The 17,526-nt window shown below is 68.5% G+C and carries 18 protein-coding genes; 11 read left to right on the forward strand and 7 right to left on the reverse strand.

What is annotated here, in order from left to right:
- Window positions 1–128: 128 nt before the first annotated feature.
- Window positions 129–2,498, forward strand: a complete 2,370-nt coding sequence (locus tag ABIE51_RS10700) for a protein kinase domain-containing protein (RefSeq protein WP_192630715.1) — start codon at window positions 129–131, stop codon at window positions 2,496–2,498.
- A 12-nt stretch (window positions 2,499–2,510) separates the two neighbouring features.
- Here the strand turns inward: ABIE51_RS10700 and ABIE51_RS10705 are convergent, their stop codons facing one another.
- From ABIE51_RS10705 to ABIE51_RS10730, 6 genes are all read right to left on the reverse strand, one after another.
- Entirely contained in the window at window positions 2,511–3,452 is a 942-nt protein-coding gene (locus tag ABIE51_RS10705; protein WP_354504036.1) for a hypothetical protein, read from the reverse strand.
- A gap of 4 nt (window positions 3,453–3,456) precedes the next feature.
- Window positions 3,457–4,752: a hypothetical protein gene (locus ABIE51_RS10710; protein ID WP_192630717.1), complete on the reverse strand. Its 1,296-nt coding sequence runs from the start codon at window positions 4,750–4,752 to the stop codon at window positions 3,457–3,459.
- A complete protein-coding gene (locus tag ABIE51_RS10715; RefSeq protein ID WP_192630718.1) occupies window positions 4,749–5,594 on the reverse strand; it encodes a hypothetical protein in 846 nt (281 codons plus the stop codon). Before ABIE51_RS10715 ends, ABIE51_RS10710 begins: the two co-directional genes overlap by 4 nt.
- Entirely contained in the window at window positions 5,591–6,082 is a 492-nt protein-coding gene (locus tag ABIE51_RS10720) for a putative periplasmic lipoprotein (protein ID WP_192630719.1), read from the reverse strand. Before ABIE51_RS10720 ends, ABIE51_RS10715 begins: the two co-directional genes overlap by 4 nt.
- A 129-nt stretch (window positions 6,083–6,211) precedes the next feature.
- On the reverse strand, window positions 6,212–6,865 hold the full coding sequence (locus tag ABIE51_RS10725; protein ID WP_233433544.1) for an LpoB-related protein: 654 nt from the start codon (window positions 6,863–6,865) through the stop codon (window positions 6,212–6,214).
- Window positions 6,866–7,168: 303 nt separating this feature from the next.
- Window positions 7,169–8,338 (reverse strand): zinc-dependent alcohol dehydrogenase, encoded by a 1,170-nt coding sequence (locus ABIE51_RS10730; protein ID WP_157030244.1) that lies wholly within the window; start codon window positions 8,336–8,338, stop codon window positions 7,169–7,171.
- Between the two features lie 28 nt (window positions 8,339–8,366).
- On the opposite strand from ABIE51_RS10730, the gene ABIE51_RS10735 reads away from it, so the two are divergent.
- The 6 genes from ABIE51_RS10735 to ABIE51_RS10760 all read left to right on the forward strand — a co-directional run bounded on the left by ABIE51_RS10735 (window position 8,367) and on the right by ABIE51_RS10760 (window position 12,726).
- A complete protein-coding gene (locus ABIE51_RS10735) occupies window positions 8,367–8,561 on the forward strand; it encodes a hypothetical protein (protein WP_192630720.1) in 195 nt (64 codons plus the stop codon).
- A 26-nt stretch (window positions 8,562–8,587) separates the two neighbouring features.
- Window positions 8,588–9,472 carry an SDR family oxidoreductase gene (locus tag ABIE51_RS10740; RefSeq protein ID WP_192630721.1) on the forward strand — a complete coding sequence of 295 codons (885 nt, stop codon included), beginning with the start codon at window positions 8,588–8,590 and terminating at the stop codon, window positions 9,470–9,472.
- A gap of 85 nt (window positions 9,473–9,557) precedes the next feature.
- On the forward strand, window positions 9,558–10,091 hold the full coding sequence (locus ABIE51_RS10745) for a hypothetical protein (RefSeq protein ID WP_192630722.1): 534 nt from the start codon (window positions 9,558–9,560) through the stop codon (window positions 10,089–10,091).
- Window positions 10,092–10,551: 460 nt separating this feature from the next.
- Complete coding sequence (locus ABIE51_RS10750) at window positions 10,552–11,832, forward strand: SDR family oxidoreductase (protein ID WP_354504040.1); 1,281 nt, start codon at window positions 10,552–10,554, stop codon at window positions 11,830–11,832.
- A complete protein-coding gene (locus tag ABIE51_RS10755; protein WP_192630723.1) occupies window positions 11,813–12,277 on the forward strand; it encodes a DUF2269 family protein in 465 nt (154 codons plus the stop codon). The genes ABIE51_RS10750 and ABIE51_RS10755 overlap by 20 nt, the downstream gene beginning before the upstream one ends.
- Window positions 12,278–12,336: 59 nt before the next feature.
- On the forward strand, window positions 12,337–12,726 hold the full coding sequence (locus ABIE51_RS10760; RefSeq protein ID WP_192630724.1) for a hypothetical protein: 390 nt from the start codon (window positions 12,337–12,339) through the stop codon (window positions 12,724–12,726).
- Window positions 12,727–12,750: 24 nt separating this feature from the next.
- Here ABIE51_RS10760 and ABIE51_RS10765 read toward each other — a convergent pair whose 3' ends face one another.
- Entirely contained in the window at window positions 12,751–12,981 is a 231-nt protein-coding gene (locus tag ABIE51_RS10765; RefSeq protein WP_192630725.1) for a hypothetical protein, read from the reverse strand.
- A gap of 402 nt (window positions 12,982–13,383) precedes the next feature.
- On the opposite strand from ABIE51_RS10765, the gene ABIE51_RS10770 reads away from it, so the two are divergent.
- The 4 genes from ABIE51_RS10770 to coxB all read left to right on the forward strand — a co-directional run bounded on the left by ABIE51_RS10770 (window position 13,384) and on the right by coxB (window position 17,525).
- Complete coding sequence (locus tag ABIE51_RS10770; protein ID WP_192630726.1) at window positions 13,384–14,166, forward strand: OBAP family protein; 783 nt, start codon at window positions 13,384–13,386, stop codon at window positions 14,164–14,166.
- Window positions 14,167–14,258: 92 nt separating this feature from the next.
- Window positions 14,259–15,980, forward strand: coding sequence for a methanol/ethanol family PQQ-dependent dehydrogenase (locus ABIE51_RS10775; RefSeq protein ID WP_354504043.1), 1,722 nt, complete (start codon window positions 14,259–14,261; stop codon window positions 15,978–15,980).
- A complete protein-coding gene (locus tag ABIE51_RS10780) occupies window positions 15,958–16,536 on the forward strand; it encodes a c-type cytochrome (RefSeq protein WP_192630728.1) in 579 nt (192 codons plus the stop codon). The genes ABIE51_RS10775 and ABIE51_RS10780 overlap by 23 nt, the downstream gene beginning before the upstream one ends.
- Window positions 16,533–17,525, forward strand: a complete 993-nt coding sequence (gene coxB, locus ABIE51_RS10785; protein WP_192630729.1) for a cytochrome c oxidase subunit II — start codon at window positions 16,533–16,535, stop codon at window positions 17,523–17,525. The genes ABIE51_RS10780 and coxB overlap by 4 nt, the downstream gene beginning before the upstream one ends.
- Window position 17,526: the final 1 nt, after the last annotated feature.

A 17,526-nucleotide genomic window follows, 5' to 3' on the forward strand; every position in this document is an offset into this window, starting at 1 on the left:
TGCTTGTGCTGCCCACACCCGCTGCGCGATCCTTCCCGCGCATCAGGGGGAAACACGTGGGACATCAGGAATCTTCGGCGACACCGCCTGCGGGGTCGTTGCCGGGCGTGTGGCGGTTCGGCGACGCCGTGTTGGACGAACAGCTGGCTGCGTTGAAGCTCGCCGGCGCCGAGGTCGAACTCGACCGCAGCGGCTACGACGTGCTGCTCGCGCTGCTTCGCCACGCCGGCGAAGTGGTGACGAAGGAGGAACTGCTCGAAGCCGGCTGGCCCGGACGGGTCGTGTCCGAGAACTCGCTCGCCAAGGCCATCGGCCGCCTGCGCCAGGCGCTCGGGCCGCAGGGCCCGGCCATTCGCGCCGTGCACGGTTACGGTTACCGGCTCGCCTCGCCGGTGAGTTTCCAGCCCGTGGCGGACGATCGCACCGTCGTTCGATCGCATGCCGGCCCGGAATTGCAGGAAGGGGACGCAATGCCGGAGCGTCCCGGCTGGCGACTGGTACGCCGACTGGGCGAAGGCGGCGCCGGCGCGACGTTCCTCGCTCGCTCGGACGAGGGCGAGGAACGCGTCGTCAAGATCGCCACGAACGAAGGCGGCCTGCGAGGACTCAAGCGCGAGATCGCGCTGGCGCGCTACATCGGCGCGGTGCACGCGGACCTTGCCGACGTGGCGCGCGTGCTCGGATGGAACCTCAGCCAGCCGCCGTTTTTCCTCGAACTGCCCTACTTCGCCAACGGCCATCTGGGCGAATGGGCCACGCGGCCCGACGGCCTGCCGTCGCTGTCGCGCGCGCAACGTGTCGCGCTGTGCGCGCAGCTCTGCGATGCCGTGGCGGGGCTGCACGAGATCGGCGTGATCCATAAGGACCTGAAGCCCGAAAACCTCTATCCCGTTCGCGATGGCGCCGGCCAGTGGCGGATCGTGCTCGCCGACCTCGGCGTCGGCGAGGCCATGCATGCGCCGCGCCTCATCGAACTGGGCATCACGATGAGCATCGCCGCGGACCAGATGTCCGAGCGCGCCGGAAGCCTGCTCTATCTCGCGCCGGAAGTGATCGCCGGCGAGATGCCGACCCAGCGCAGCGACGTGTTCGCGCTCGGCGTCCTGGTGTACCAGCTGATCGTCGGCGACATGCGCCGGTCGCTCGCGCCCGGTTGGGAAGCCGACATCGACGACGAACTGCTGTGCGAGGACATCGCCCTCGCCGCGGCCGCCAATCCGTTGCGGCGATTGCTGCCCGCACGTGGCTTGGCGCGCAGCCTGCGTCATCTCGAAGAGCGTCGCCTGCAGTTCGTCGCCGAGCGCGACGCGCGCCTGCAGCACGCGCGCCTGCAACGCGCGATGGATCGCCAGCGCGCACGACGTCCGTGGCTGGTTGCGACCGCGGCCGCGCTGGTCGTGGGCCTGGGCGCCGGATCGATCTTCTACATGAAGGCGCTCGAAGCCGGACGCGTCGCGCGCGAGAACGCAGCCGTCGCCGATGCGGTGAACCGTTTCTTCAACCAGGACGTGCTCGGTGCCGCGTCGCCCTATGCGGCCAATGGCAAAAGCGAGCCGACGATCCGCGAGGCGCTCGACCGCGCCGTCGTGCACATCGACGAGCGGCTGCGTGACCAACCCATCGTCGAAGCGACGGTGCGCATGACCATCGGCGAGGTGTACGGCGAAGCGATGCAGATCCCGCAGGCGATCGAGCAGGAGCGTCGCGCGCTCGAGTTGTTCGAACGCCATCTCGGGCCCCGGGATGCGCGCACCCAGCAGGCGCGCTACCGCCTGGCGACCGATCTCACCGACGACTCGCGCTTCACCGAGGCCAGGGCGCTGATCGACGACACCGATGCGCTCAGGCGCAAGCTCGAACTGGACGATGTCGAAACCACGCTGATGTCGCGACGCGCCGGTTGTTACTGGTACATCCGGCGCGCGCAGTACGACGCGGGGTTGCCGGCATGCGAGGGCGTGGTCGAGTCGCAGCTGGCGTTCGATGCGAGCGACCACACCGCGCTGATCCAGGCCCGCACCAACCTCGCGGTGCTGCACAGCCGTGCCGGGCGAATCCGGCAGGCCGAGGAGCAGTTCGCGATGGTGGACGCGAGCTTCGCCGAATCGAACGACCACGGCAGCCCTACCCGGCTGCGCGTGGACTATCTGCACGGCATGAATCTGCTCGCCCTCGGGCGGCTGGACGAGGCGGCGCGGACGCTCGGTGCGGCGCATCGTGGCTCGGTGGCGGCGCTGGGTGCGGACAATCCGCACACGCTGGAAGTGCAGATGGGCCTGGCGAAGTTGCACCTGGCCCGCTCGAAGCCCGCGGACGCGATACCGCTGCTGCAATTCGCGCATGCGGCCTACCTGCGACAACTGGGCAAGGACAGCCACTTCACGATGGAGGCGCGCGACGTGCTCGACGACGCGCTGTGCGCGGCGGCACGCGGCACGCCGGATGAAGCCGCCGCGTGCGACGCCAACGCCGCACGCGACGCTCGCCCCGAGGCGTGAACCCGCAGCGCCTCAGGGCGCGACGGGCGCCTGCACCGCTTCGCTGAACTTCGCGCCGCCGTTGTAGGCGAAATACACGTGCACGGTTTCACCCTTGGCGAGCACCGTCTCGTGCACTTCCTGCGTCGACTGGCCGAACCGGCACGTGCCCCGCCCCTGCGGGTCGGCCGCCACGGCCACTTCCACCTTGCCGGCCGGAACCTTGAAGCGCGCGGTTTCCGCGTCTTCCAGGCGGGCGGCCCAGCGCCCGTTGATGTAGACGGCGGCGAAGCACGCGCCGGCTTCCCACGCCTTGCCGCGCGTGACCTGCAACGTGCCCCACGGACCGCGCACCGGCTCCTGGTAGGCGAACACGCGATCGGCCGGTGCATCGGCGGCCGGTGTCGCCGGCACGCCGGCCGCACGCAGCGCGTTGCGGGCGGTGACCTTGTCGGCGGCTTCCTTTTCCACCTGCTGCGCCGCGTGCGCCGCGTAGGCCTCCGACGCCGTGTCGCGATACGTCGCCGACGCCTGCAGTTCGCCGCGCTTGGTGACCTTCATGTCGTAACCATTGTCGGACAGGCTGACGGTGGTCTCGTAGCCCATCATCTGGTCGAACACGAGCGTCTTCGCATCGACGACGCGGGCCGTCGCATTCGGCGCACGCGCGACGTCGAACAGCAGTTCGCCCGGGCGCTTGCCCGGCAGGATGCGCATCTTCGGGATCTCGCTGCCGCGAGGGTCGGTGCCCGTCTCGACCATCACCTTGCCGGGTTCTTCCCACTGGATGCTGCGCGACTTCGACGCGTAGTTCGGCCAGCCGCTCACGTCCTGCCCGGCGAACGTTCGCCCGACCAGCGTCGCGTAAGGCCCCCACACCGCCGGATCGGCGGACGCGGCGTCCTGCGCGTGGGCGAGGTTCGTATACAGCGCGCTCGACAGCGCAAGCGCCATGCAGGTTTTCAGGATTCGCACCACGTCACTCACCTCCAGCCAGGGCGTCGTCGTTCGACACGAAGCGACGTTCCATTTCGTTGCGGAATGCCACGTCGCGCGTTTCGTTGCGCTTCTGCAGCGACTTGCGTTCGCCCGCCGACAGGTTGCTCACCGCCTGCACGCGAAGCGCGCCCGGTTCGCGGGCGCGGTACAGCACCAGGCGGCACGCGCCGGCGGTGCGGTCGATCACCGGCGCGGCGATGGGATAACGCTCGCCGTCGGCGGTCTGCTCGGCGATGGACAACGCCGTCTTCGCACCGCCCTTCACGAACGTGCCGTAGATGCGGTCGGGAAGGTTGTCCCAGTAGCGGATGTCGGCCTTGGGCTTGCTCGCCGAACTGACCAGCACCGCGGCGATGCCGACCACCGCCAGCGCGCCGGCCGCGCCGCCGCCGTCGTTGAGGCTGACGGCCATTGTCGCGCCCTGGATGCCGATACCGGCCACGGCTTCGGTGCCTTTGCGGAAGCTCGCCTTGCCGTCGAGGATCGCGTCCACCTGCCGGCCACCGAGCGTGGACGCCTGCCAGCCGAGGTCGCCGAGCAACGGCAGTTCCTGAGTGCCGGCGTGTGCGGACACGAACGGGTTGTCGCCGGCCTTCAGCTGCATCGCCTCACCGTAGGAACCCGTGGCGGTCTTCACCGGCGAGGTGCCCGACTCCACCAGCACCAGCGTCGTGAGCCCCTTTGCCGGCGCCTTGAGGCCCTCGGGCTTCTGCGTGGCCGCACGCTGGTAGAAATCGGCGGCCATGCCCGCGTCGCCGGCGCAGGTCGACGACCAGCCCGACAGCAGCGACATCATGCCGAAGTCGCCGGCGTAGGTTTCGTGGCCGGAGATCGTGTCCTGGTACTCGGCCGAACGGAAACTCGCACGCGCGTTTTCGTAATCGCCGCTCGCCATGAACAACAGGCCGCGGTAGTAGTACGTCATCGCGCGCTCGTACGGCTCGCCCTTGAAATCCTTGCTGCCTTCGGCGGACCAGAGCGAACGCGCCTTCTTCGCCGAATCGGAGTTGGCGTAGATAAGCTCGATGCGTTCCAGCGCGGCGTCGAAGGCGCGCTCGGCGACGTCCAGGTGCCCCTGGTCGATGGCCTCCAGCCCGAGCCGCTGCAGGTTGAGCACGGCGCCCCACTCGCCTTCGGCGAGCAGCGTGTCGTAGTACGGGCGCAGGCCGGCCGGCAACGCCGACGGCGCATCCTGCGCGAAAGATGGCGCGGTGCAGGCCATCAGCGCGGAGAACAACGCGGCGCGGCCGAGGTTCATCGTCGTGCGCAGGCTCATCGACGCACCATCGCGTCGGCCATGCGGTGACCGGTTTCGTTCGCAAGCACGCGTGCGGTGTCGGCCTGCGTGGCGGGCGCCGCGGTACCGCGTTCGAAGCCGCCTGCCGTCGCCACGTAGGGACGCACCGCGGGTTCGCCCGCGTCGGCCGGCGTGTCGAAATCCAGCAGCGTCTCGCCGGTGGCGATCGAACGCAGCGACACATGGAAGCGGCGTCCCGACGCCGCATTGCCGTCGGCGCTGGAGGTCACCTCCATCAGGAAATCCGCGTGACCGACGAGCGCGCCGGTCTCGATCGCATGCAGGTTCGGCCGCTCGCCCTGCAGCGATTGCCCGGCCAGCCGCGTGGCCAGCGTGCGGTCGATGAAGCGGACGCCGCCCTGGCGCAGTTCGGACATGAAGACCGACTGCATCGAGCGGGCATCTGCCGATAGCGCGGCGTGTGCGGGGCCCTCGCCTTCGACGAAGGATTCGCTGCGCTGGTGCAGGTGCGCCTGCGCACCGGCGACGGCAACGCCGACCGGACCGCTGGATCCGTCCACCACGCCGTCGACCTGCGCGGCATTGCCATGCACGCGGCGGTCGAGGGTTTCCACGTCGCGATAGCGCGTGGACACGGCGTCATCGAGCGTGGATTCCCAGAACAGCATCACGCGGTTGCGTGCGCCGAGCCGGCCGCGCAATGCGGTCCACGGCGTGGCGACCTGCTGCACCGGGCGCGCGGCGGGCGTGAGCACCGTCGGCTGCCCGGGGCGCATCTGAGCGCCGGTCACCGCCGGCACGGCGAGACCCGCCGTCGCGGCGCACGCGAGCGCGCAGGAGAGCAGCGTCCGGCGGCTCACGGGTTGCGCGCCAGTTCGATGTAGTAGTGCGCGGCCTTGCCCGTGGAGAACGAGGACTCCTGGTACACCGCCATGCCGCCCGCGGGCAGGAACACCGTGCGCCATGCCGACACGGGCTCGGCCGGCGCCATGCCTGCATCGAGGAACGCCGTGCGTGCGCGCACGCTCATCGGCGCACCGGTGCAGTTGGCCAGTCGCGCGTTGACCTGCACGGTGCCGCCCGCGGTGTTCTGCGTCGCCAGCTGCTGCACGATGACGCTGTTGTAGAGGCCGGAATCGCTGATCAGCACCGCATCGGCCGGGATGTCCTTCACCGAGCCGTAGGCGGTCGACGTCAGCGCCGGGCCGCCGACGAGCGCGCTGGCCTTCAGCGCCTTGTAGTCGCACTTGAGCATGGCCTGCGGACGCGCGGCCGGGGTGGACGAACAACCGGCCAGCACGAGGGCGGCCAGGACGGTCAGGCCGAGGATGGAAGCGGAGGATTGCATGGCGTCTCCTTCAGGGAACTCGCGAGTGGATGCCGCGCGCGGAACCGGGCACGCCGCGTCAGCGGCGGCCGGTCGTCCCGGCGGCACGTGTGTTGGGATGGAAGGCGCGCCGTCGCGGCGCGCGGGACGTCAGCGGTAGACCACGTCGTCGGCAGCGGCGCGCTGGAACTCGTACATGCCGCTCCACACGACCGCGCCGGTCTCGGCGTCGACCAGTTCGAACGCGATCTGGTTGTAGCGCTGGATCACGCCGCTCTTCGGGTCGCGGCTGTCGAGCGTCATGATCGCGCCGCCGAGGAAGTAGTCGACGCCGGCCTGGGCGCCGGTCATGCCGGTCGTGCCCACGTCGGTGACGCCTTCGCGCTTGAGTTCGCGCTGCTTGGCGACCATCCCCGCGTAGCGCTGTCCCACGAAGGCCATGCGGCCCTGCGAGGCGCGGTTGAGTTCGGTCATCAGCCGCTGCGTGATCATGCGGCGGTTGATGATCTGCGAGCCCTCGTTCCGGAACTCCTGCTCGTCGATCAGGATGCGCGGCGGCTTCGACAGCCCATTGAGGAAGCCACTGGCGAACATGTCGCGCGCCATCTGGTTGGTCATCGACTGGATGTCGTGCGCCTCGATGCCGACGCCGGTGACCAGTCCCTTTTCCGACGGATCGAGATCGCGCGCCTGGACGCCGTTGCGGTTCTCGAGCTTGCGTTCGCGCGCCTGGCCGTCCCCGGCCGGCAGACACGCGGCGGCGAGTACCAGCCAGATGCCGGCACTGAAATGTCTTGCAGTCACGATTTCCCCCTGGAGTGCTGGACCGCCTGGCGCACCGGGCCGGCATCGCGGCCGGCCCGCGGTCGGCGGGACGGGCGAAGTGGACCACCGTCACATCCCGGAGTCTTTTCCGAGCGATGAAATCTTCTGAAAAGTTATGAATCGCGGCGCGGATCGTGCGGCAACCCGTTGTTGGTCAGGCACTTGCGAGCGACCCGCCCGAGCGCCTCCCGCTGCACCAAGGCGCCCTTGCCGCCGCGGACCGGTGCGCGGTTGCAATGAAGGCATGACGACGACGCCCTTCCGCCCTGCCCCGCCCACCCGTCAGTCCGGCGTCAGCACCACCTTGCGGCAGTTCTCCTGCTTCTTCTCGAAGACCTCGTAGCCCTTCGGGGCGTCCGACAGCCGCATCCGGTGGCTGATGATGACGTCCGGGTGCAGCTCGCCATTGGAGATGTGTTCGAGCAGCTGCGGCATGTACTGCTGCACGTGCGTCTGGCCCATGCGGAAGCCCAGGCCCTTGTCGAAGGCGTCGCCGAACAGGAAGCCGTGGATGAAGCCGGCGTACACGCCGGGCACGCTGACGATGCCGCCGCGCCGGGTCGCCGCGATGCACTGGCGGAGCGCCTTGCCGCTGGAGCCCTCCAGCTTCAGCGTCGTCATCGCCGTTTCCAGCTTGCTGCCCTTGGCCTCGAAGCCCACCGCCTCGATCGACGCATCGACGCCGCGGTTGCCCATCAGCGACACGATGAGCGCGGCGGGATCCTCTTCCTCGTCGAAGTCGATCGTCTCCACGCCATAGGTATCGCGCGCGAATTCGAGCCGGTACGGATGGTGGTCGATCATGAAGATGCGCTCCACGCCGAGCAGCCGCGCGCAGGCCGCGGACATCATGCCCACCGGGCCCGCGCCGAAGATCGCCAGCGACGAGCCCGGCCCCACCGCCGCATTGAGCACCGCCTGGTAACCCGTCGGCAGGATGTCCGACAGGAACAGCACCTGCTCGTCGCGAAGCGTGCTGTCCGGAATGACCAGCGGGCCGACGTTGCCCTGCGGCACGCGCACGAACTCGGCCTGCCCGCCCGCGTAGCCGCCGTACAGGTGCGTGTAGCCGAACATCCCCGCGCCCGGTCGCGCGTCCTTCTTGTTGAGGATCGCACCACGGTCGGGGTTGGTGTTCTCGCACGCCGCGAACAGCGCACGGCTGCAGAAGAAGCAGTCGCCGCAGGAAATGGTGAACGGCACGACGACCCGGTCGCCGCGACGCACGCGCGTGACGGCCGGACCGACATCCTCGACGATGCCCATGAATTCATGGCCGAGGATGTCGCCATCCTTCATGCCCGGCACCTTGCCGCGATACAGGTGCAGGTCGGAGCCGCAGATCGCGGTGGCCGTCACGCGCAGCAGGACGTCGGTGTCCTCGAGGATCGTCGGATCGGGCACGTTCTCGATGCGCACATCGTACGAGCCCTGCCAGGTCAATGCTTTCATGTGCCGCTCCTGCGTCGTGTGTACCTGAATGATCTCCCGCAAGACGCATGCCACGCGCCGCACCGTGCAGGCGGCCTCGACGGTGCGTCGTGCATGCAGCGGGTCGATGGCGGCAGAAAAAAGTTCACGGACGGCGCCGGTGTTGCGGGTCGCGCGCGTCGTCGATGTGAATCCGATCGCGCGCGTGCGTCACGCGCATGAAACACATGCGATGGGACCGTAACTGCGGAACGCGAACAGGAGCAGGAAGTGGCACGACACAAGCCGATCGAACGCCAGGTCATCGTCATCACCGGCGCCAGCAGCGGCATCGGGCTGGCGACGGCGCTGACGGCCGCGGAAAAAGGAGCGACGGTGGTGATGCTCGCACGCAGCGAGCAGACCCTTGCGGAGATCGCCGAGGAAATCCGCGCGAGCGGTGGACACGCATTGGCGCTCACCGTCGACGTGGGTGATGCGGACGCTGTCGCGGAAGCCGTCGACCGCATCGTCGCGGATTTCGGACGCATCGATACCTGGGTCAACAACGCCGGCGTCTCGATCTACGGCTCGCTCGACGAAATCGGGCTGGAAGACGCGCGGCGCCTGTTCGACACGAACTTCTGGGGCGTGGTGCACGGCAGCCTCGCCGCCCTGCCCCATCTGCGTCGCGAGAACGGTGCGCTGATCAACGTGGGCAGCGAGGTCTCCGAGGCCGTGGTCCCGCTCCAGGGCATGTACACCGCGAGCAAGCACGCCGTGAAGGGCTTCACCGACGCGCTGCGCGTGGAAGTGGAGAACGTCGACCGGTCCGGCATGTCGGTGGTGTTGATCCAGCCGACCGCCGTCAACACGCCCTTCCCCGAACATGCGCGCAACTACATGTCGCGCGAGCCGAAACTGCCCGACCCGCAGATCGATCCGGCGCAGGTCGCCGCCGCGATCATCGAGGCGGCGCAGAGCGGTGGCCGCGACATCAAGGTCGGTTCGATGGCGCGACTGAACGTGATGGCATCGCGCCTCATGCCGCGCGTGGCCGATCGCCTGTCCGCGCGGCAGGTCGACAAGCAGCAACTCGACGAGGCGCCCATCCGCCCGCAAGGCACGCTGTACGAAGCCGGACAGGCAGGCCGTGTGCACGGATCCCATCGCTGATCACGCGAAGGCGCGCCGCCGGTATCACGGCCACTTCACCATGTTCGATGTGTCGTAACAGGCGACGGATCCACACACATCACGCATGGACTGGTCTTCCACAACATGGGGTTTCCTGGCGCTGTACTGGGTCTGGGTGATCGCCGGTGCGCTCGATTTCGCATGCCACCGGCGCACGGACCTCCCGCACACGTCCGGTGTCGCCGAATCATCGATGCACCAGGTGCAGCTGGCCTTGTGCGGGTCGGCGACGGTGCTCGTCCTGCTGTTCGAGCCGACCGCGGGACTGGCGGCGCTGCTGCTGTGCATCGTGCTCGCGCATGCGTGGGCGGGCTATCGCGACACGCGGTTCGCGTTCGACGCCGGCCGCACCATCCTTCCGATCGAACAGCACATCCACAGCGTGCTCGACATGGCGCCGTGGATCGCATGGGCGATCGTGGCGTGGCATGCCGCCAGCGCGCCTGCGCTGGAATGGCCGCTCAGTCTGCGTCGTCCCGCAGCTGATGCCGCGCTCTGGATCGCGGTGCTGCTGCCGGCGCTGGCGCTATGCGTCCTGCCTGCGCTGCGGGAATTTCTCGACGCATGGCGCGCGAAGGCGGGTGCTTCGCATGCCTGAGCTTGCGCAGCGTCAGATGCGCCAACGTCAGCCCGGCTCCGAAGGCGACGTACGACGACACCATTCCGGCCGCGGACAGATGCCGCTCGAAGCCCGGCGTCAGCCGCTTGGGCACGACGTGGTAATCGACGACGTACGCGGTGACGGCGGTCGCCGCGGCCAGCGCGGTCACGCCGCGACGCGTGCAGGACGCCGCCTTCACTTCGAACCATCCCGCCCACCACAGCGAGCTCGCATGATGGATGGCGTAACCCAGCGCGGTATGCCGGACGTCGGTGCGGTGTCGGCGCATCGCGGGGTCGCCCCATATCCAGTGGCTCGTCGCATTCACGCCGCTTGCCGCCTTTCCGGTCCGCGCGCGCGAGAACGCCGCGACGACCACCGACGACAGGGCGCTGGCCATGGAACCTGACACCAGCGTGCGCGACAACCAGTCGCCGACGTTCGCACGGAGCGCCCGATGCGAATCCTGCTGACCGGGTCCACCGGCATGATCGGTTCGGCGCTGGTCGAACGGTTGTTGCGCGATGGACATGAGGTGGTCCTGCTAGTTCGCGATCCTGCCGCGGCGGAAGCGCGGTGGCCGGCCGCGCACATCGTGCGCGGAAGTTTCGGGGACGACATCGCCTGGGCCGACCACCTGCAAGGCGTCCACGTGGTGATCAACGCGGCGGGTCGCTTCGGAACCCAAGCAAGCCAGACGCTGGATGCAGTGCACGTGAAAGGGCCCGTCGAACTGTTCCGTGCCGCGGTCGCCGCGGGCGTGGAGCGCATCGTGCAGATTTCCGCGCTCGGTGCGGACGCAGCGCGGCCCGAGCCGCACCTTTCGACCAAAGGTCGTGCCGATGCGGAACTCGCGGCCTTGCCGGTACGCAGCACGATCGTGCGCCCGTCGCTGGTGTTTTCCGTCGACAGCCCGAGCACGCGCTGGTTCGCGGCCCTCGCGCTGCTCCCGCTCACGCCGCTGCCTGCGGGTGGCGAGCAGGAAGTGCAGCCGGTGCATGTCGACGACCTGTGCGACGCCATCGTCCGCATCGCAACGCTGCCCGATCCGCCGTCGGAGCTGGACGCCGTCGGTCCGCGTGCGCTCACGCTCCGCGCGTACCTGGCCCAGTTCAAGCAGAAGTTGAACGGCTGGGGCGGCTTCATCGTCTTGCCCGGCTGGCTGTTGCGGTCGATGTCGGCGCTCTTCGGCTGGGCGAGCCCGTGGCTGTCGCCGGCCTCGTTGAGCATGCTCGCGTCGGGATCGTCGGCGCCGGCCGAGGGTTTCGCGAAAGTGCTCGGACGCGCGCCCCGCGATGTTTCGACCTTCGTGCACCCGGGCAACCGTTCGGCACTGCGACGCGAGGCCATGCTCGAATGGCTGCGTCCGCTCCCGCGCGTCACGCTCATCGCCTTGTGGGTCGTGACGGGCCTGGTGTCGGCGTTCGTCTATCCGCGCGAGGCGAGCCTGGAGCTGCTCGCGCGCACCGGACTGCACGGCTTCGTTGCGGAGATCGCGCTGTACGGCGCCGCCGCGCTGGACGTCGTGCTCGGCGTCATGCTGCTGTTCCCTGCCTGGCGGCGCCTCAGCTACACGGCGCAACTGCTGCTCATCACGTTCTACACGCTGGTCATTACGTGGTGCCTGCCCGAGTACTGGGCGCATCCGTACGGACCGATCCTCAAGAACCTGCCGCTGCTGGCGGCGATCGCGCTCGCTCGCGAACTGGATGCGCCCGATGGACGTCATCGTCGTTAAATTCCTGCATGTCCTGTCGTCCACGTTCCTGTTCGGAACCGGCGTCGGCACCGCCTTCTACCTGCTCGTCGCCAGTCGCTCGCGCAACGTGCAGGTCGTGGCGGCGATCGCGCGCTACGTGGTCGTCGCGGACTGGATCTTCACCGCCACCACCATCGTCTTCCAGCCGCTGAGCGGGCTCTACCTCGCGCACCGGCTCGGCTACCCGTTGAGCTCGCCGTGGCTGTACTGGTCGATCGTGCTGTTCGTCATCGCAGCCTTGTGCTGGCTGCCGGTGGTCTGGATCCAGATGCGGCTGCGCGACCTGGCCGTGGACGCGGCGAACCGGGGCGAACAACTGCCGCTGCGTTACCACGGCTATCTGGGCGCGTGGGCCGCATTGGGCGTGCCCGCATTGATCAGCTTCCTGGTGATCTTCTACCTGATGGTGGCGCGGCCGGCCTGAGCGGTGGCATCGAACTTGCGACGGTTCCGTCTGCTAGTCGTCAGTCCCGGTAGGCCTCCATGCACAAGCATCTCCTGCTCGCACAGCCGCGCGAACGTCGCAGTGGGATTCCGGCAGCGTCCGGCGCGAAACTGCATCGCATCCCGCCCACGCCTTCACGATGCCGCGACGTCAGCGCGCTCGGCATCGTGTGCGCACCGGCGGCCACATACCGGCGCTACACGGTGACGGTGGTGCTGGATCGGCTCGCGGTTGGCGATCGCTGGGCGGGACGCGCGACGATCGCATCCTGCCGTTCGCCGAGCAGGACATTGCTGGCCCTTTCATTCGAGCGGCTACCGAGGCAGCGTGGCGGCGATCGCGCGCGATTGATCGTGCTGCGCGCCGCGCTGGAGGCGATCGACAACGCGCACCGCAGCGGGCGCGAAGTCTGCGCCGCGGACGCCTGAATCGCGTACTTCGGCCCCGCCCGCTCAGCCACGCCCGGAGCGGATGATGTCCTGCGCGAGCTCGCGCAGCAGTTCCGGCGCATCCGGACTCGCGTCGGCGTGCCACTCCACGCGTTGCCCATCCGGCCTGACCAGCGCGAGCGTCGACCCACCGCTGGCGTCGTCCGTCTCGATTTCGATATGCCAGCCGGGCGGCAGGCTGTCTCCCATCAGGTGTATGTCGGGGACGATGTTCGAAAGGTGTCTTGGCGTCATTGCGTGTGCCGTGCGATCCGCACGGACTTCCATTCCGTCTGCTCGATGGTGATGAGGCGCGCAACAGTCGTGCCAGTCGCGATGTCGCGGCGCACGAATGGAAGAGCCCGCCGCAGTGACCTCGCGCGCGCCGACCGAAAGTCTCGCGAGGCCGGACGCGCAGGTAGATCGTCGGCCGTTCCGCCACTGCATAGCACGCTCGCGCTCCAACCCGCCCGAGCGCATTGAAGTTTATGCAGCGTCCGGAAAATTTCTGCAGGTCCGCGTTTCGATGGCGAACCACACGAGCTCGCTGCATCCGCGCTTCCGCGTGGCATCGAACTTGCGTTGGATTCCTCGTGTCAGGGGCGCATGGGACGGCCCGCTCGTTTCACCGGCGTCATCACGATCGAGGGTGGAAGCATGGAAACAGCGCATGCCAGGCATGCCGCACGGAAGGCGGCACGAGGCCTGGTCGTAATCGCCGCGGTGCTCATCACGGCGTGTGGCGGCGCGACCGCACCGGCGGTCGCCCCGCCCGGCGACGACAAGCAGCCGCGCACGGAAGCCCTCGAAGCCGGTGCCGCACTGCTGCAGGACAATGGCCCGCTCGCGCGCCACGACATCCACCTCGTCGGTTTCCACCCGATGAAGAACGACCCGAACCACCAGATGGAAGCGCACCACTTCTGTCGACAGGTCAACGAGGACTTCGCGCAGTGCGCGCTGTTCGACGGCAACACCGCGCAGGCGAACCTCACCGGTGTCGAGTACATCGTGTCCGAGAAGGTGTTCGCGAAGCTCCCCGCGGAAGAACGCAGGTACTGGCATCCGCACAACGCGGAGATCCTGGCCGGCCAGTTGATCGCGCCGGGGATTCCCGCGCCTGCAGAACATGCGCTGATGAAGTCGAAGATGAACAGCTACGGCAAGACGTGGCACACGTGGCATTCGCGCATGGGAACGCAGCCGGCCGATGCCCTGCCATTGGGTCCGGCGATGCTCGCGTGGTCGTTCAATCGCGATGGCGAAGTGCAGCCGGCGCTGGTCGAAGCGCGTGACCGGAACCTCGGAGTCTCGACGAAGGACATTCGCCGTCAGCGGCAGGACCTCGTGCCGCTAGCACATCCGCAGGTCGGCGTGGACGCGTTACGCGAACGGTTTCCGGATGCAACGCCCATTCCGGGCGTGACGGAGCAGCCGTGATGGCGTCGGTGATGCGCACCTTGCGGAACTGCGAACGAACACGCTCTCCGTCCAGTTGGTCGACTCGCACGCTGCTGCTGCTCGCCCTCTGCATGGTTGCGTCGGTGGGCGCTCAAACGCCTCGCGATGGCGAGTGGCCGATGGCGACGCTCGATTACGCCAACACGCGCTACAGCCCGCTGGACCAGATCCGCGGCGACAACATCGGAAACCTGCGCGTCGAGTTCACCTTCTCCACCGGCATCAACCGCGGCCAGGAGGCCGCACCCATCGTGGTCGGCGACACGATGGTCATCGTCACGCCATTCCCGAATGTGGTGTACGCGCTCGATCTTTCGCGACCGGGCGCGCCGCAGAAGTGGAAGTTCGAACCCAAGCCACTGCCGGCGGCGCAAGGCGTCGCGTGTTGCGACGTGGTCAATCGCGGCGCCGTGTTCTGGCAGGACAGGTTCATCTTCAACACGCTCGACGGCCGCACCATCGCGCTCGACGCCAACACGGGAAAACCGCTGTGGGACGTGAAGCTCGCCGACATCAACAAGGGCGAGACCATCACCATGGCGCCGATGGTGGTGAAGGGAAAGGTGCTGGTCGGCAACTCCGGTGGCGAATTCGGCGTGCGCGGCTGGCTGGTGGCGCTGGACGCCGCCAGCGGCAAGCAGGCGTGGAAGGCCTGGAGCACCGGGCCGGATAGCGAGGTGCTGATCGGCCCCTCGTTCAAGCCGTTCTACGCGAGCGAACGCGGCAAGGACCTCGGCAAGACGACATGGCCGCCCGACGCGTGGAAGATCGGCGGCGGCACCGTGTGGGGCTGGATCTCCTACGACCCCGAACTGGACCTCATCTACTACGGCACGGGAAACGCCGGCCCGTGGAACGCCGAGCAGCGTCCCGGCGACAACAAGTGGACGGCCGGCATGTTCGCGCGCGATCCCGACGACGGGCAGGCGCGCTGGTTCTACCAGTTCAGTCCGCACGACCTGTTCGACTACGACGCGGTCAACGAAACCCTGCTGCTCGACATGACCATCGACGGCAAGCGTCGCAAGGTCCTCGTGCGACCGGAACGCAACGGCTACGTCTACGTGATGGACCGTGCGACGGGACAGGTGTTGTCGGCCGACGCGTTCTCGCACGTCAACGCCATCGAGCGCGTGGACCTCAAGACGGGGCGCGCACACTGGAATCCCGACAAACAGCCGGCGACCGGCAAGGTGGTGCGCGAAGTCTGCCCCGGTGCGCCCGGCGCGAAAGACTGGAACCCGTCGGCGTTTTCCAGGCGCACGGGCCTGATCTACATCCCGCACAACAACCTGTGCATGGACTGGCAGACCAACGAGGTGAACTACATCGCGGGCACGCCGTACGTCGGCGCGGATGCCCGCTACTACGCCGGACTAGGCGGCAACCGCGGCGCGTTCACCGCGTGGAATCCCTCGACGCGGAAGATCGCATGGCAGGTGAAGGAAGACCTGCCCGTCTGGAGCGGCGCGCTGGCGACCGCGGGCGACCTGGTCTTCTACGGCACGATGGACGGCTGGTTCAAGGCGGTCGATGCGCGCAGCGGCAAGGCGCTTTGGCAGTTCAAGACCGACTCGGGAATCATCGGACAACCGGTGAGTTACCGCGGCCCCGATGGCCGGCAGTACATCGCGGTGCTGTCGGGCATCGGCGGCTGGCCGGGCGCGATCGTCGTGCAGAACCTGGACACGCGCGACGTCACCGCGGCCGGCGGCTGGGGCGGCGTGCTGTCGGACCTGAAGGACCGCACCTCACCGGGCGGGACACTGTATGTCTTCGCGCTGCCCAAGTGAGTGGTCGAAAGCCGTGGCGGCGATGGCGCTGCTCGCGCTGATCGCGGCGTCCGGCTGCGAACGCGAGCGGCGCGCGTACCACAGCGCGCCCGAAGGCACGAACCCGCGCCCTGCCCTCACCGATTTCCAGCCCGGTTCCGCGATGACGCAGACGGTGAGCGACACCGGCATGGCGTATCAACGCAACGCGTACCACATCAACCAGGGCGCCCGCTGGTACCGCGCATTCAACTGCAATGGCTGCCATGCGAACGGCGGCGGCGCGATCGGGCCCGCGTTGATGGACGACCAGTGGCGCTACGGCGGCACCATCGACCAGATCCACGCCAGCATTGTCGACGGCCGGCCCAACGGCATGCCCGCCTGGCGCGGCAAGCTCACCGACATGCAGGCCTGGCAGTTGTCCGCCTACGTGCGCGCGTTGTCGGGCAATGTGTCGAAAGCGGCGGCGCCGAGCCGCCGCGAGGGCATGAGCGCCACGCCGCCGCTCACGCAGTTGCCCCGCCAGTCGACCGAAGCCGGCGATGCGTCGGCGCAACAGCCGCCACCGCAATGAAGACGGTGCGACTGCTCGCGATGGTCGTCGCGCTGCTGCTGGCCGGCTGCAACGGCGTGCAGTCGTCGCTGGCGCCTGCGGGCGACCAGTCGGCGGCCATCGACCACGTGTGGCAGATCATGGTGTGGACCTGCAGCACGATCTATCTGTTCACCCTCGGCGCGCTGGCGTGGGCGATCTGGCGACGCCGCACCGTGGCGATGCGCGAAGGCGTATCGCGCGATCCGCTGCTGTCACGCGCGTTGTTCGCCTGGGTCGTACTGGTCGTCGGGCTGCTGACGTGGTTCGTCGCGGTGAGCTTCCTCGCCGATCGCCGCCTGCACGGCGGCACGCCGGACCTGGAAATCCGCATCACCGCGAAGCAATGGTGGTGGCAGGTCGAATACCTTTCGCCGGAGCCATCGCAACAGTTCACGACGGCCAACGAACTGCGCCTGCCGCGCGACCGCACCGCGCGCATCGAGCTGAAATCGGGCGACGTCATCCACAGCTTCTGGGTGCCGGCGCTGAGCGGGAAGGAAGACCTTATCCCCGGCTACACGAATGCGGTCTTCCTCACGCCGCGCCGCGACGGCACGTTCCGCGGCCAGTGCGCGGAGTTCTGCGGCCTCCAGCACGCGCACATGGCGCTGGACGTGCAGGTCACGGACGAAGCGACGTTCCGCGCGTGGGCGGCGAAGCAACTCGCGCCGGCGCCCTCGCCTTCCAGCACGACGGCCCTCCGCGGTGCCGAAGTCTTCAACCGAACCGCGTGCGCCACCTGCCACACGGTGCGCGGTACGCCGGCGGGTGGCCGCGTGGGACCGGACCTCACGCACTTGGCAAGCCGTCGCACGCTCGCCGCCGGCGCGTTGCCGATGGAGCGCGACGCGATGGCGAAGTGGCTCGACGATCCGCAGCACCCCAAGCCCGGGAACCTGATGCCGGCGGTTCCGCTGTCGAAGGACGATTCGTCCGCGCTCGTCGATTACCTGATGGGGCTGAAGTGAG

This window comes from Lysobacter sp. OAE881 (assembly GCF_040546665.1).
Classification (GTDB): Bacteria; Pseudomonadota; Gammaproteobacteria; order Xanthomonadales; family Xanthomonadaceae; genus Lysobacter_J; species Lysobacter_J soli.